The sequence below is a fragment of the uncultured Thermanaerothrix sp. genome (assembly GCF_938028735.1).
Classification (GTDB): Bacteria; Chloroflexota; Anaerolineae; order Anaerolineales; family Anaerolineaceae; genus Thermanaerothrix.
Genome location: NZ_CALIMF010000032.1, coordinates 22282 through 37106 on the forward strand (window position 1 = coordinate 22282; position 14825 = coordinate 37106).

Consider the following 14825-nt stretch of genomic DNA (forward strand, 5'->3'; position numbering starts at 1 on the left):
GGGAATTTCATTATAATTAGGTTACTTCCTGACCTGCGAGACCCTTATGTCGTCCTTGCACTGGTATGCTGTTCACAGTCATCCCCACCGCGAAGAAAGCCTAGCCCGCTATATGGCCGAGAAAGGGCTAGAGGTTTTCTACCCCCATCTTAAAGTCACACCGGTTAACCCACGCTCACGCCGCATTCGCGCCTACTTCCCCGGTTATGTTTTTGTGCGCGCCGATTTGGAACAGACCGGGTCCTCACTTTTCCAGTGGATGCCTTTCGCAACGGGCTTGGTCTCCTTCGGCGGAGAGCCAGCCACGGTGCCCGATGCCCTGATCACGGCTTTGCAGGCCCACCTTGAGCGGCTCAATCGGATGGTCACCCAATCCCCGGCTGAGCAATTCCAAAAGGGCGAAAAAGTTGAGATTGAAAGTGGGCCTTTCGCTGGATATGAGGCCATCTTTGATGCCCGCTTGCCCGGACGGCAGCGCGTGCGGGTACTGCTTAAATTCCTAGGTGAACGCCACGTGCCTCTGGAACTCGACCCACGCCAATTGCACACACCCACTCAATCCTCCTGACCCTTTCAGGTGGAGCATCCCATGGTTGAACCCGACACCCAGACGACCCCTGTCCTATTTGCAGGCATCCGGGCCCAACGTGGGAGCAGAGTCCTGCTCCTGCTCTGGCTGATTCTTTTGAGTATTATCACGATCAGCCTGTCTTTTACCAGCAGCGCCTGGTTGGTGCGCCCCTCGTTGGGTGTGCTTGTCCTGCCGGGCATGCGCGTGGGGGCTCTGCTTAACCCAATAGAAGTTACCGACCATCCCGGCGCCGCCCAACTGAAGGTTGGCGACCATATCCTACGGGTGGACGGTCGGGCCGTTCCCAATGGAAGTGCCCTGTTGGCAAGCCTGGAAGGGAAAAAGGTTGGGGAGGAAGTCTTTCTTAGCGTCGAAAGCGCAGATGGGGATTACGCTACCCGAATTCAAGGGCTGCAACCCTGGCCGCGGCACTGGCAGGCACGCCTGAACGATGCGCCCCTGGCACTGGGACTCACGATTCTGACACTGGCCTGGTTAGCCTTCCTGCGCTTGCCCGATCACCCTGCCAATCGCGCCCTAACCCTGTTGGGAGCGTCGCTTGGTTTTGTGCTGGCCGGTAGCACCGATCTCTGGCAGACCCATCGTCTAACTCCGATGTGGACCCTTGCCTTCACCCTGACCCTCGCAGCCCTGCTTGATTTCGTGACCGGCGTCTCCGAAGCGGTTCTTCCACCCCCGTGGAGTAACCGACTGCGCTGGGGGGGGTACGCCCTGGCTCTGGGCACCGCCGGGGTGATAAATGGCTTTTTACTCTCTAACTCCGCCCAAGCGCCTTTTCTAGCCTGGCGGGTGTTGCTTCTGCTGCTCGGCGTATACGGGCTAGCGGGGCTGACCCTGCTGACTCTCGCGGCGCGCCAAGCCGAAACCGCCCCACAACGCAACCGCGCACTGGGCCTGCTGGCAGCCACGTTGCTTACCTTCCCCGCCCTCTATCTGTGGGCCGCCAGCCTATTGCTTGGCCTCGGACAACTTGGGAGCGCCACTCCCGTCCTGGCAGGCTTGACTCTGGCCCTCCCGATTACAGGAGGGCTAAACCAGAGTCGCTCTCTGATCATCTCGCCCAACCGCTTGCTGTGGCAGGCCGCCCTGTACGCCCTCGTAGGCATCGGGTACGGGCTACTGGTCGCTGGTGGAATGATGATCCTGAACGCCCTCAACCTCGCTTCGCGCCCGATTGTGACCGGTGCCTTCTTTGCCTTGGTGGCTCTGAGCCTGTTGCCCCTCTACCGCAGGATTGAAAAAAGCCTGGATACCCTCTTTCTGCCTGGCGAGAGGGCACTCCAGGAGCGTCTCAATCATTTTATTCGCGATCTGACCCACGCGGTGGAGCTGCCGCAGATTCTGAACATCCTGCGCACCACGATCCAGGAGACCCTACAACCCACCCTTCTCCATATTTTCCTCTATGATCCCCTAGGTGATCAATACGTGGCCACCCCAGACCTAGGGGGTCAGCCCACCAGTGACTTGCGGTTTTCAACCCATAGCGCCTTAGTGCACACCCTGCATCAGCAAGCCGGCCCCCTTTACATCAGCAACCCTGCGCGCTTGTCCAACACCCTCTACGGTGAGCAGGCACGTCTGACGCTCCTGGGGGCACATATCTACTACCCGCTCAAGACACGCAACCATCTAAGCGGTTGGATTGCCTTAGGCCCCCCCGCTGCGGGCTCAACCTACACCACCCGCGATTACACCTTTTTGAGCGCTTTGGCCGACCAGGCCAGCTTGGCTATCGAGCGCGCTCAGGTGATCGCAAATCTCAACCAGCGGATGCACCAGATGAACGTCCTCATCCGGGTGGCGCAGGGAGTTAATGTCACCCTGGCAGTGGAAGATATCTACGAATTAATCTATGCGCAAACCGCCCAAGTTATTCCATCTGAAACCTTCCAATTACTGCTGCACGAGACCACAAGTGACGCCTTGCGGGTAGTCTTCGAGGTGTGGCGTGACGAACGCCTGAGCGAACGAGAGAATCGGCTTATTCCCCTGAGCGGCAGCCTGGAAGGGATCATACTGCGCCAGCGCAAACCCATCCTGACCGAGGATTACACTCGTGAATGCCGCGCGCGCGGCATCCTCGGCCCCCAGGCTGATCTCTACGCCTGGGTAGGGGTACCGCTTAACACCGGGGCCGAGACCATCGGGGTTCTATGCCTGGGCTCACAGCGTCCAGAAGTGCACTACACCCAGGAACAGGTCAACCTGCTCCAGGCCATTGCCGACCAGGTTGCTGGGGCCATCGCCAAGGCCCGCCTGCTCAACGAGGCCGAACGCCGCGCCCGCCAATTGAAGACCCTGAATGAGGTCACCCAGAAACTCTCCTCCACCCTAGAACTGGAGCCCTTGCTTCATACCATCCTAGAGAATGCCGTGGGTATCCTCGCCTGCGAGGCTGGCAGCCTGCTACTGTGGGACGAAGCCAGTGATGAACTGGTTTTCCGCGTGGTGCTGGGTCCGGTAGCCCAAAATTTGCTCAATCAGCGCATGCCCTCTGATCGTGGGTTGGCCGGTAAGACGTTCCAGACCCGCCAGCCTCAAATCGTCAATGACGTCAACGCGTCCCCAGAATGGTTCCGCTTGCCAGATGAAATGACCGGTTTCGTCACCCGGGCGGTGCTGGCCGTACCGCTGGTGGTCAAAGAACGCACTATTGGAGTGCTGGAAGTGGTCAATCGCAAAGACGGCAGCAACTTCACGGCTGAAGACGCCGAGTTGCTCAGCGCCTTTGCTGCTCAGGCTGCCATTGCCATCGAGAATGCTCGCCTCTACACTCTGACTGATCAGGCCTTGGCCGCGCGGGTGGAAGAACTTTCGGTCATGCAACGCATTGACCGCGAACTGAATGCCACCCTCGATCTTAGCCAAGCCATGGCTATCACCCTAAATTGGGCGATGCGTCGCTCCCATGCCAGCGTGGGCCTGATTGGGCCAGTGGATGAGACAGGGCTACGCCCAATAGCGTGGCAGGGCATCGAGGCAGAATCCCTGCCCACACCTGAAGCCGTACAAGCGGGTCTACCCCTGACCACCGTACTAGCAAGCGGCAAAACCTTGCGTCGTGCCCTGGATGACACTGCCATGCGCCTGCACCCCGAAAGCCGTGTCCAGGTATTCCTGCCCATCCGCCGCGAGGAAGGCGTAAGCACTTTATTGATCTTGGAGTCTGCCGATCCTGATTTCAGCCCGCCGGACGTGCTGGAATTTCTCCAGCGCCTATGTGATCATGCGGCCATTGCGCTGGCCAACGCCCAGTTGTACGCTGCCGTACGGGCAGCCAACCTGGCGAAGAGCGAGTTCGTTTCGTTCGTGGCCCATGAACTAAAGAATCCGATGACCTCCATCAAGGGCTACACCGAATTACTCATTGCCGGCGCAGTGGGGCCGGTGAGCGAGGCGCAGGCCAGTTTCCTTAACGTGATTCGCTCCAACGTGGACCGCATGAGCACGCTGGTCTCGGATTTGAACGACCTTTCCAAGATTGAGGCCGGGCGTATGCGCCTGGAGTTCGCTGCTCTAAATCTGGCCGATATTGTGGGCGAAGTAGAGCGTTCCACCCGCCGCCAAATCGAGGACAAGCAGCAGACTTTTACCCTGCACCTGCCCTCCAACCTGCCGCCCGTGTGGGCAGACCGCACCCGCCTGATCCAGATCCTGGTCAACCTGGTCAACAATGCCCACAAATACACCGACCCCGGCGGGCAGATCATCCTGGGGGCAGAACGTAGCCCGAATCATTGGGATCCTAACGGCGCGCGGGAGGTGGTGCATATCTGGGTACAGGACACCGGCATCGGTATTGCCCCCGCCGATCAGCCCAAGATTTTCCAGAAATTTTTCCGCTCCGAAGATCCAAAGACCCGCGAGGTGCCCGGCAGCGGCCTAGGATTGAACATTACCCGCAGCCTGGTGGAGATGCAGGGAGGCAAGATTTGGTTCGAGTCTGAGTATCGCAAGGGCACAACCTTCCACTTCACTGTACCCATCGCAGAGATCGCCCCCTCCTAAGCCGCACACTAGGCGATGGAGCGAGCCCCAAAACCCCCTGCCCGTTGCCCATCGTCCTAACCTCTCCCACAGAAGAAACCACCCTGAGGCGTAGGGATCTCAGGCCTCTGTTTCCCCTCCACGGGAGGGATTCGGACGGGAACAGGCCCCCGCACAGGTCAAGCGTGCTCCCCAATGCCAGCGACGGCGCGCCACCCAGTCATAAAGCCACTGACCGATCCCTAGCCGCCGAGCCAGTGCCACCCAAGGCCATAACAGCCAGAGTACGGGCAAACGCGCCATAATTGCCTCCACTGCCGCTATGCCCTCTAAAGTCCGCCCGGAAATTTGGGCTTGCAGGCGCGCCTCAGCGCGCACAGGGTCTAATCCGTAGCGCGTCACCACCCCCGGGGCGCGGAACGAAAGCACCACCAGGCGCCGTTGCCAATCCAGGCGTTGCAACCACCGGGCTGTATGGGTGCACAACGGGCATTCACCATCGTAAAAGACATAAAGCGGAGTGCGCATCTCACAGACACCACGCATACAAGGGAACCAGCATTTCATGGGGATGTAATCCGCCGTGCCGCCCCAGGAGGTTATTTTCTTTATTTGCCCACCAAAGATAGGCGGTACCGCGGGGCAACAGCACCCATTCACCCAGGCGATCATAAACGATAGGATCCGGTTCACCAGGCCCAAAAAGACCACTTTGCACTGCTTGGTGCGCCGAGACCAGGTCAAAAGTCTCAGGCCAGGCCGATTGAATGTAATCGCGCAGATCGGTCTCACGCCCGGGGCGCGGGAACAGGTAGGGCAGGCGATTTTCACCCGAGGGAGGCATCAGCAAATAGCGCATGAAGGCGGGGTGCTGGCGCAATTCATAATGCGCCTGACGAGGAGTCGGCACAAAACCGTGATCTGCCATCACCAGCAAGAGCGTATCTTCACGCCCTCGCCCTAGGCGGGGCTGGAGCAAACGCTGCAACAGAAGACGCAAAACATCCAACTCAAGGCTGACTCGCTCATCCTCTGGCCCGAAACGATGCGCCAGTTCATCCAGATCTCCCCAGTAAGCGTAAATATAACTGGTGCGATTCGAGGTTTCGTCCAGCAGGTGCTCTAAAGTGACCCACAGGTCACTGCTATTGCGAAACGGCAGGATATCGCACCCCCGCATCAGCATTTGAGACAGGCCAGAACGGGCAATCGCCACGTGCATCAGCCCCAGGGTGCGTACCCCGTAGGACGCCAGGTGGGGCGCCAGCACGGGCACTTGCAGGAAATTCTCCGGGTCAAAGCCCGCCAGGCGCAACGACCCAAAATCGCCACTGAACGCCGCCGGATTGTGCAGAATCATGTTGGCGATGAGCCCGTACTCTTTCAACCACATCTCATACCCCAGGATACCATGGCGGGCGGGATAGGCTCCTGTCCATAGGGTGGTCAGGGCCGTGGCAGTGGTGCTGGGTACCACACTGGTAAGGGGTAAGCCATAAACTGGCGCAGCCCCCTCCGGCACCAACCCACCCCGCCGGTGGGCAAAATGCCAACCCAGCCCATCAACCACCAGCAACACCACGCGCCGATACCGCGAATGCAACGCCTGCCGATAAAGTTCAGCCAGAGGGGGTGCAGCACCTTCTGGGGGTGGAACGCCCAGCCAGGCGCAGATAGTAGCGGGTAAGTTAGCAATGGAATACCCCATGTAAGCGGGAAAAACGCGTTCGGGCGCGGGTGGCAGACCAGGTAACGCAGTGCTTCCAAGGGATTCAGGCGTCAAGGATATGGATGCCATAAGGCTCTCCGGGACTCAGGATGAAAGCGTAATAATTTGCGAAGCCGCGCGGCGCAAGCGGTCACGGATGGCCAGACCCAGACCGCGGCGACCGAATTCGCGCGTCACAATGACCGTCACGCCCTGAGCATCCAGATAGCGCAAGGCAGCGTAAAGGTTGCGGGCGATTTCGGCCAGATCATCACGCGGGCCCAGTGCCAGGAGAATCGCACCGGGAAGCAGGGTTTCTACTTGGCGCGCGTCCTCATCTGCTAGCAACACTCCCACGCGCTCGCCCTGGGCGCCCAGGGTCTGTGCCACTTCCACCACCCGCGCCAGCAAAGCCTCGGTATCTTCACCCAGTACCAGCGTCAAACGGGCACGCGGAGCATAATGCTTAGCCAGCAACCCCGGCGAACGCTGAGCGGCGTCGGTCGCACTGCCTTCCCATACCTCCACCGTGCCCAGAACTGCTTCCAGCGCCTCGCGGGGAGTTCCTCCTGGCCGCAGGATTCGGGGTGGCTGAGTGGTAAGATCCAAAACTGTGGATTCCACGCCAATGGGGGTTGGGCCGCCATCCAAGATGCACGCCACCCGTCCCGCCAGGTCGTGCCAGACGTGTTCAGCAGTTGTTGGGCTGACCCCACCAAAGCGATTGGCCGAAGGAGCCGCAATGGGCAAATCACTGATGCGCAAGAGCGCCAACGCCACCGGGTGAGCCGGCACTCGCACGGCCACTGTTTCCAGCCCGGCGGTGACCTCCGGGGGCACGGCAGGGGCGCGGGGCAGGATAAGCGTCAGCGGGCCGGGCCAAAAGCGTGCCGCCAACGGCTCCACAGTAGCGGGAAGCGCGGCCACCACCCGCGGCAACCACTCGGCGCTGGCCAAGTGCACGATCAGCGGATCATTGGCAGGACGCCCTTTGGCTTCAAAAATGCGACGCACAGCCCTGGCATCCAGCGCATTGGCCCCCAGGCCATACACCGTCTCGGTTGGAAAGGCCACCAATTCCCCCCGCCGCAACAATGCTGCTGCCTCGGCAATAGCCGCGGGCTCCGGCTCCCGAGCATTGACGCGTATTCGACGGGTCGTGGTCATCGTCCCAATCATACCAGGGCCAAAAGTTTCGTGCAACCGTGTGTCGCGGGTCTGTTCATCCAAGCATGAGGACAAGATCTGGGCCAGAAGTTTCTTGATGAGGAAGGAAAATACGCATTACGAGATTCAACGCGAAGAAAAAGAGGCGAGTATCTTGTGATAGAATCAGGACAACCAAAGGCCTGCTCGCAGGGGTGCGTTTGGGCTACCGATGAACTACATCGTGCGTAGGTTGAAATTCCTTTAAGGTTGGGAGCGATGCATGGAACGGTTATGGTCCCCCTGGCGTAGCCAGTATATTGAGCAAAGCAACCGCAATCAAGGCTGTGTCTTCTGCGAAGCCGCGCAACAGTCCGATGGTGAGCAAAACCTGGTCGTAGCGCGCGGCCAGCTTGCCTTTGTCATTCTAAACCGTTTTCCTTACACCAGTGGGCACCTCATGGTAGTGCCCTACCAGCACGTGGCCACGCTGGAAGCCCTGGATGCCGCAACACGTAGTGAGATTTTTGAACTGATTACCGCCAGTGTGCAAGTTATTCGGGAAGTCTACCGGCCCGAAGGCTTCAACATCGGCGCCAATATTGGGGCGGTGGCCGGTGCTGGGATTGCTGAGCACGTCCATTTCCATGTGGTACCGCGTTGGGTCGGCGATACCAACTTCATGTCCACGCTGGCCGGAACCCGCGTCCTGCCCGAAGCCCTCGAAGACACTTACCGCCGCCTGCGTGAGGGCTGGGAACGCCTCTTCACCCCTACGGCCTCACGTAAGCAGGGTGGTTAATCATCATCGTCGTTATCCTTGTGCTCTTCTGGGGTGTTTGATTTAGTTGCCGCAGGGGTTCTGATCTCAAATTCGGTCGGCCGGGGCGTTTTACTCGGGCGCAAGGTGCGGGTGGGCTCCGGGGTCTTGTTCGCGTCTTTGTCCTCTCGTTCCACTGTCACCTCTAAATGTACCGTGGGGAGAGAACGCTCGGTTTGTCTGAGCAAGCCCGGCGGTAGGGTGAGTCGGGGTTCTGGCGTCGCTTCACGAGACAAGGGTGAAGGCAAAATGTGAGGTGCGTTACGGCGCAATTCCTGCCAGGGAGTCGCCGAAACATCGGGCAGAGCAATAGCACCATCCCCTCCTTGCCCCTGCACCACCAGGGCAAGGTACTGATCCTGCGCCAGACGCACTACCGTTGCCGAAACGCTCTGCCCCACCTGCAACCCGCCGCGGCGTTGCGTAGCAGGACTAAGCCAAAGGGTGAGTCCATCTATGCGCAGATAATCCGCGGTCACCTCACGCAGGGTACCACGCACGGCAAGCAACTGCAGTTCGAGGCGCTCGACTCTAACCCCCAGCATCGGCTCGCTCTCCCCTTCTATATTGACATAGGCTCCCTCTAGGGATCGGGCGAGCGCTTCTTGATCGGGAGAAAGCAGCAATGGGATCCGATGGACCTCCCATGACGCCATAGGGTTGCGAATGAGAAAGCCGGCAAAAGCCACCCGCTGCTGCTGCCCTTGCTGAATGAGCGCTTGGACTTCTGCTGCCCGTTTTTCATCCAAGGTTTCGGCGAATGCCAACCGTGCACTCGGATCAGCCGTCAGATTATACTGGACTGCCTCCACAGCCCGCTTGATAGGGTAAAGCGGTTGCCCTGGCAACGCCTGCGCCGAAGCCAACGTGGTCACCACCAGGCTCAAAATAAGCACTAGGACGACTGCAACGCTTCCCCAAGCCAGGCCCAGGCGCGGTAATCGTGCCCCCGCTGAAGCGGCAGCAGAGGGCAGGGTTTTGGCATGGGCCAGGAAACGCGCCCGGCTACGCGCCCGCGCTCCCAAGGGCATGCGCAAAGTGCTTGCCAAGGCTCGGCTGCTCTGAGCGGCCTGTAGCAACGGGGCCAAGTTTGCTGCCTGCTCAGGGTAGCGCGCCAGTACCTCCTCGATGGCCTGACCTCGTTCAAGCGCTTGCAAGCAGGCTTCTAAAACCTCAGGCGTGACCCCAGACGGAGACTTCATAGGCCCTCCCGCTCCAGCCATCGCCGTAAGGCCATCAGGGCACGAAATTGAAGCACCTTCACCGCGTTGATACTCTTACCCATTAGTGCGGCCGTTTCTTCCAGGGAACACTCTTGAGAGAAGCGCAAGGTCAGCACGTGTTGCTGTTCTGGCGTCAGATGACGCATCGCCCGTTGCACGGCTTCCAACTGCTGGTGAGCCTCTAGAGCCTGTTCAGGATGAACTTGAGGATCAGGATGAGCACCATTCAACGATTGAACAGTATGGCGATATTGCTGACGCAGATGGTCCATCACCAAGTGATGGGCGGTGGTAAAACACCACGCCCGTATATTATCCCCGCGTATCCGCCTCGCTCGTAAGGCCTCAAGGAAGCGCAGAAACACCTCGGCGGTCAGGTCTTCGCTCAGCGGGCCATCCCCCAAACGGTAGGCAATGTAGCGATAGACGGCCGGATACAGGAGATCATGCAAAGCAGCTAGGGCTTCTGCATCCAGGGCACGCGCACGGGATATTAAATCGCTAAAGTCATCCATCCCGGCCAGGGCCAAAAAGGGTCGTTTCCTCCTTCCCCAGTATACCCCATCCCGCGCCGGGAGGAGTGGTCCCTGCCTGTGGCCTTCCCTATGCCGAGAAGGCACCCAAGGATAACCAATACCGGACAGGGACCCTACCATCGCGCTCATTCCATCAAAGCCTTTTAGTCCTTATCCCCGCGGCCATCATCGCTTTTTCTGTCATGATCGTTGCCTTCAGAACGACCACGGGAGTGAGCACCACTCGGTGAACTGGACTCATAATCATCGTCACGACCCGGTGTAGCGCGGAAATCCAGGCGTCCGCTCCCGCTTTCCTTCACCCTGATCTGGGTCGCCAGGTAGGTGCCATCGCTCTGAACCAGGGCTTTGACCTCCACCTGGCTGCCCACCCCTGGGTTGCCCTTAAGTGTGGTGTATGCATCCACATTCACAGTGACACCGCTGATCACCCATGTGGTGCCATCAATGCTCTCTACCGTACCATAAAACTTGAAGTTGCGAGCCTGAGGGGCTGTTTCAGCCGTGGGGAAAGAACGGATCTTCTCAATCTCACGGGCCACGTATCCACTCTGACTTGGCATGGCATGCACCTTGACCAGGTCACCCACTTGAGGGTTGCCTTTGAACTCGGTTTGAGCGGTCACTTGCACAGTCTGCTCACCAATAACCCACACCCCATCGGCAATTTGAACAACGACTCCGAACCATTCGACTTCGTCTTCCTCGGAAACAGCCGGGGTTGGCTGGGGTGAGGGCTGCCTCTCGTCGCCTTCCCGGCTGATCTTGTAGGCCACTAGGTTGCCCGCACTCACCACGCCTTCTACCTCCACCAGACTGCCCACCGCGATGCCAACTTCAATTTGGGTCTGCGCTGTGACCTGGACGATCTCGCCAGAGATGACCCATGTGGTCTCAGAGATACTTTCCACAATACCGTAGAACTTGAACTCACTCTCGTCTGGCATCTTGTCCAAACGGGTTACTTCAACTGCATAACGGCTACCATCTGGCAACAGTACCGCTTTCACCGCAACTGCTTCACCAGTCTGTAACCCTTGCGGCAACAAAGATTGAGCATCTATGCGAAATGTGAGCCCGTCAACAACCAAAGAATCGGAACTCAGACTGTCCACCGTGCCTTTGAAGGTCACTACTCCCAGTGTAGGCACATGGGTGGGGGTGACTTCCGATTCCAGGGATGGAGTGGGACGGCTAAGGGCCTGAAGCGCACCAAAGGCCGCGTTCGCATCCAGCGTTGTGCAACCGGCCAGCACTAGTAGGAGCCAACCGCTCACCAACACCGAGAACCTTCGCCAGGGGATCGTTTTCATCCTGTCTTCCTCCTCAAGCAGAGTTATGGGGTATTTTCATAAGATAAGTCGTCTATCGGACGGAAAAGTTACGGTTAAAAAGTTTGCGCGGCAACTTTGCCGCGCAAAAGGTGGGGGATGGAGGGGTGGATTGGGGGAGGTGGGCGGTATAGGACTCGAACCTACGACCTCCGCGATGTCAACGCGACGCTCTAACCAACTGAGCTAACCGCCCAAGCGCTTTTTTATTATACTCAGACGTGGGCAAAAAGACAATATCCTGCACGTCCTTTCTCGTTCTCTGGCTGCACGTGGAGCGCTTCTCATAATAAAATAAACCCATGCGTTCACAGTCATCATTTAGTTCCATAGTAGCCCTATCCTTTTTGTTCCCGGCGGTGTGCGGTGCAGGTCTCTTGCTCTATGCCATGCGTTGGGGGCCGTGGGTGTACAGCGATTCGGTGGCTTACATCCTCTCCGCCCGCAACTGGATAACCGGCCATGGGCTGGGAATTTACAATCCCAGCGGGGAATTTGACCCCATGATGCCTCCTGGCTACCCCTGGCTGATCGGCGCACTACTCGCCCTAAATCTTGATCCCTTGAGAGCCCTCGCTACAGTAAACAGCCTGTGTTTCGCTTTGTGCGTGTTGATGCTGGGATGGGGTACATGGCATTTCTCGGGCTCTTGGGGGTGGGGGTGGACGACTGCCTTGCTGGTCCTGCTGGCGCCCGGGGTCATTATGGCTTTTGATGGGGCCATGAGTGAACCTCTCTACATGCTGTTAGCCCTGCTCAACCTCTTTCTCCTGGCTCTCTATACCCGCTCACCCCGTCCGGGGCTGGGAATTCTGGCTGCACTGTGTGCCGCTGGCGCCGGATTGATGCGCACCATTGGGCTGGTCAATTTAGCCGTAGGTGTTGTGGTCATCCTAATCGTGCACCGCCATTCGCTGCGCGAAGCAGCGCTCCGCGCTTCTGGGTATGCCCTGCTGGCCGGCACGTTACCTTTGGCTTGGCTCTTTCGGGAAACCCTACCCACACGCCCCTTTGTTCTGAGCTCAGCACTCCTGGCGCAGGCCAATGCTCTGCGTCAGGAGGTCACACGGGTGCTTCTCGAATGGATGCCCTTTTTCAAGATGTTACCAGCATCCTGGCTTAAATCACTGGCGGTGTTGGGCTTGGGCCTTTTGGCCGCCCTGGGCTTTGGATGGACATGGAGACAAACCCGCAAGCAGAGAGAGCGTAAGTCGGACCTGTCGGGTGGGTTAACTTGGTGGGCTATCATGGCCCTCTATGCCCTAGGTTACCTGCTTTTTCTGGGATTGGCTTATCTCTTTTCTTCCCTGCAACCAGATATTGACACTCGCTTGCTAATGCCATGCTTCATTGCGCTGGCTACTATTATCCCTGGTGGTCTTTTTCTGGCCTTGCGAAGTCGCTCCAGTGCTCCTTATTGGCAGGGGTTACTCACTGCGGTTATTCTTCTTTCAACACTGGCATATTATTTGCCTGCAACTCTTTCTTACCTCAGCGCGCGTCACGCCACCGGCAGTGGTTACAGCGGCTTGCGCTGGCGGGAATCCGAAACACTGCGAGCAGTACGAGACCTTCCAGCCAATCTGCCATTTGTTTCTAATCAGACGGCAGCGGTACTTTTTTACACGCAACGCTATCCTTATGAAATAACGCGACTTATCCGGGCAGATCTTACAACATCAGAGCAGCCTTTCGGGAGTGGCGAGAGTGAGGATGAAACGGTTTTCCGCACCCAGTGTGCTGCCCTGATCCTGTTCGAACCCGAATTCAGCCAGCAGATGCAGGCCCTCTATGATCACCAAGCCACCCACTACAGAGCTACCTTTACGGCCGGTCTGCGCCTCTACCGCCGCTTGAACGATGGAGCCATTTACTTCCACCCTGCTTGCCCCAAGCCTTAAGATTGAGCTGTAGCCCTGAGCGCTCCACTAGCTTGAAGCTATTATCGGCTTGGCCATGGTTCACAAGGATCTGCCATCCGCCCGGCATATCTTGACAATATGGCCCTAGTCGAGACAGTTATATCATACCATGATCAGCGTTGATGGGACGCAGAACCATCCAGAGGTTTGTGCACAGGACACCACCCGCGCCTCTCTATGCCGCCTACGCAACCCGTCGGCAATGGGAACATGGCAACGCGCCTATACTCGAATACAGATCGTGGTGGGTGCCATAAGTGAGTTGGGCGCTACTGGCCCACTTGACCTCGCCAATCAACTCCTATTACATGCGGCTGGAGGTAGCGTTCGGTACGAGGAGCATAGCGCTACTGGCAAACAAGACCGGAGAAGAGACTATATGCAACACGTTCATTCAAGAGAGCAGGCGGTGCAAGAGGGGCTATACGTAACCATGCTTGGAGCGTCATCATTTAGCGCTCGATAACAACACGCAAGCCAAAGCAGGCAACAGCTGGTGGCGACGATATGCAAGTCGCTGGTTGGGAGGAAGCAGTTGAGAAAGAAGGTTTGAGATGGAGACCAAGGGTGAGCCTACAAGAAGTATTACCTAACGATGGCTAATTACTCAGCGGCAGTGCAATGTAGTATTCAAAACTGAGGATGGCATCTGAGGAAGAGGGGTCGGGAAAAGTCTCCGAAACATGAAGTATCCAACCCTCCGCGGGCTCAGGGACCGCAAAGATTAATTCCCGCTCCGCCGTTTCGCCTGGCTTTAGGAGGAGAATTCCAGCATAAGGATCGGGGCCAACCGCGAAGAACTCTTGCAGGTTCTGCCTGGTCAGGGAGATCCTTGAATCACAATTTGCTGGACCAACGCATTGGGCCTGCAAGCGAACCCTAATTTGTCCTTGGCTCACCTCATACCACGTCCCCTGTACCATCATCTCCATCCCACCTTCGGTCCGCACCGGACGACCGGGCAGGAAAGGCCGCTCCGGTACCAACCCCTCTAGAGGAGCCGGGAAGAGCGGTAGTGGGATGAGGGCAACCAGTTGAGCCCCACCTCCAGGAATGAAGGGAACCAGTAAGGAACCCCCCTTTCGCAACGCCAGGAAACCCAGGTAGGCTGGTTTCATTGCCGAAGAAAAGACAAAGCGACACTGACCTTTCGCTCTCCAGCCTGGGGGTTCCTTTCCTTCCGTACCGCACAGGCTGCCATCTTCCTGCCGCGCCTCCACCAACGCTAATCCTTTAGAGGCGGGAGAAACTTTGGGATCCAACGCTAGTAGAACTGTGCTCATCCCTGCCTCTTCGGTCACGGTCAAGAATAAAGGGCTAAGAGACTTCTGTCTCTCGATCTGTTCCCAGGAGAGCCGTTCGAGCATCAGTTCTGCTATCACTAGATCACCCCAAAGAGTCACGCTTTGAACGGCGATCATATAAGAACCTACCCCAAAAGCGGTTCCAGGAGAAAGCCGGGGCGTCCGGTTCACTTCATATAGGGAGTGATAAAAGACAACCGATGTTGGGGTGGGCTCAGGCAGCAGAGTAGGCTCGGTTTGCAGGTGCCCTGGA

General features: G+C 58.1%; 11 protein-coding genes and 1 tRNA gene. 4 read left to right on the plus strand and 8 right to left on the minus strand.

Annotated elements, in window-relative coordinates; all coding sequences use genetic code 11:
• The first annotated feature begins 46 nt into the window (after nucleotides 1-46).
• A complete protein-coding gene (locus Q0721_RS12035) occupies nucleotides 47-568 on the plus strand; it encodes a transcription termination/antitermination NusG family protein (protein ID WP_299030347.1) in 522 nt (173 codons plus the stop codon).
• Between the two features lie 21 nt (nucleotides 569-589).
• Nucleotides 590-4603 carry a GAF domain-containing protein gene (locus Q0721_RS12040; protein WP_299030350.1) on the plus strand — a complete coding sequence of 1338 codons (4014 nt, stop codon included), beginning with the start codon at nucleotides 590-592 and terminating at the stop codon, nucleotides 4601-4603.
• A 99-nt stretch (nucleotides 4604-4702) separates the two neighbouring features.
• Here the strand turns inward: Q0721_RS12040 and Q0721_RS12045 are convergent, their stop codons facing one another.
• Genes Q0721_RS12045 through Q0721_RS12055 form a run of 3 tightly spaced genes read right to left on the minus strand, consistent with a single transcriptional unit; the run spans nucleotide 4703 to nucleotide 7457 of the window.
• A complete protein-coding gene (locus tag Q0721_RS12045; RefSeq protein ID WP_299030353.1) occupies nucleotides 4703-5128 on the minus strand; it encodes a thiol-disulfide oxidoreductase DCC family protein in 426 nt (141 codons plus the stop codon).
• On the minus strand, nucleotides 5112-6380 hold the full coding sequence (locus tag Q0721_RS12050) for an alkaline phosphatase family protein (RefSeq protein WP_299030356.1): 1269 nt from the start codon (nucleotides 6378-6380) through the stop codon (nucleotides 5112-5114). Before Q0721_RS12050 ends, Q0721_RS12045 begins: the two co-directional genes overlap by 17 nt.
• Nucleotides 6381-6395: 15 nt before the next feature.
• Nucleotides 6396-7457, minus strand: coding sequence for an L-threonylcarbamoyladenylate synthase (locus tag Q0721_RS12055; protein WP_299030359.1), 1062 nt, complete (start codon nucleotides 7455-7457; stop codon nucleotides 6396-6398).
• 262 nt (nucleotides 7458-7719) lie between these two features.
• Here Q0721_RS12055 and Q0721_RS12060 point away from each other — a divergent pair, with 262 nt between their 5' ends.
• The gene (locus Q0721_RS12060; protein ID WP_299030362.1) at nucleotides 7720-8238 is read left to right on the plus strand and encodes an HIT domain-containing protein; all 519 of its coding nucleotides are present in this window, start codon (nucleotides 7720-7722) and stop codon (nucleotides 8236-8238) included.
• On the opposite strand, the gene Q0721_RS12065 is transcribed toward Q0721_RS12060, so the two are convergent.
• The 4 genes from Q0721_RS12065 to Q0721_RS12080 all read right to left on the minus strand — a co-directional run bounded on the left by Q0721_RS12065 (nucleotide 8235) and on the right by Q0721_RS12080 (nucleotide 11542).
• On the minus strand, nucleotides 8235-9458 hold the full coding sequence (locus Q0721_RS12065; RefSeq protein WP_299030365.1) for a DUF5667 domain-containing protein: 1224 nt from the start codon (nucleotides 9456-9458) through the stop codon (nucleotides 8235-8237). The two genes, Q0721_RS12060 and Q0721_RS12065, sit on opposite strands and share 4 nt — an antisense overlap.
• Nucleotides 9455-10009, minus strand: coding sequence for a sigma-70 family RNA polymerase sigma factor (locus tag Q0721_RS12070; protein ID WP_299030368.1), 555 nt, complete (start codon nucleotides 10007-10009; stop codon nucleotides 9455-9457). Before Q0721_RS12070 ends, Q0721_RS12065 begins: the two co-directional genes overlap by 4 nt.
• Before the next feature lie 149 nt (nucleotides 10010-10158).
• A complete protein-coding gene (locus Q0721_RS12075) occupies nucleotides 10159-11328 on the minus strand; it encodes a DUF5666 domain-containing protein (protein ID WP_299030372.1) in 1170 nt (389 codons plus the stop codon).
• Nucleotides 11329-11468: 140 nt separating this feature from the next.
• A tRNA-Val gene (locus tag Q0721_RS12080) sits at nucleotides 11469-11542 on the minus strand.
• A 106-nt stretch (nucleotides 11543-11648) separates the two neighbouring features.
• On the opposite strand from Q0721_RS12080, the gene Q0721_RS12085 reads away from it, so the two are divergent.
• Nucleotides 11649-13247 carry a hypothetical protein gene (locus Q0721_RS12085; protein WP_299030375.1) on the plus strand — a complete coding sequence of 533 codons (1599 nt, stop codon included), beginning with the start codon at nucleotides 11649-11651 and terminating at the stop codon, nucleotides 13245-13247.
• Nucleotides 13248-13867: 620 nt separating this feature from the next.
• Here Q0721_RS12085 and Q0721_RS12090 read toward each other — a convergent pair.
• Nucleotides 13868-14825: hypothetical protein (locus tag Q0721_RS12090; protein WP_299030378.1), on the minus strand; the 958-nt coding region annotated here is incomplete at its 5' end.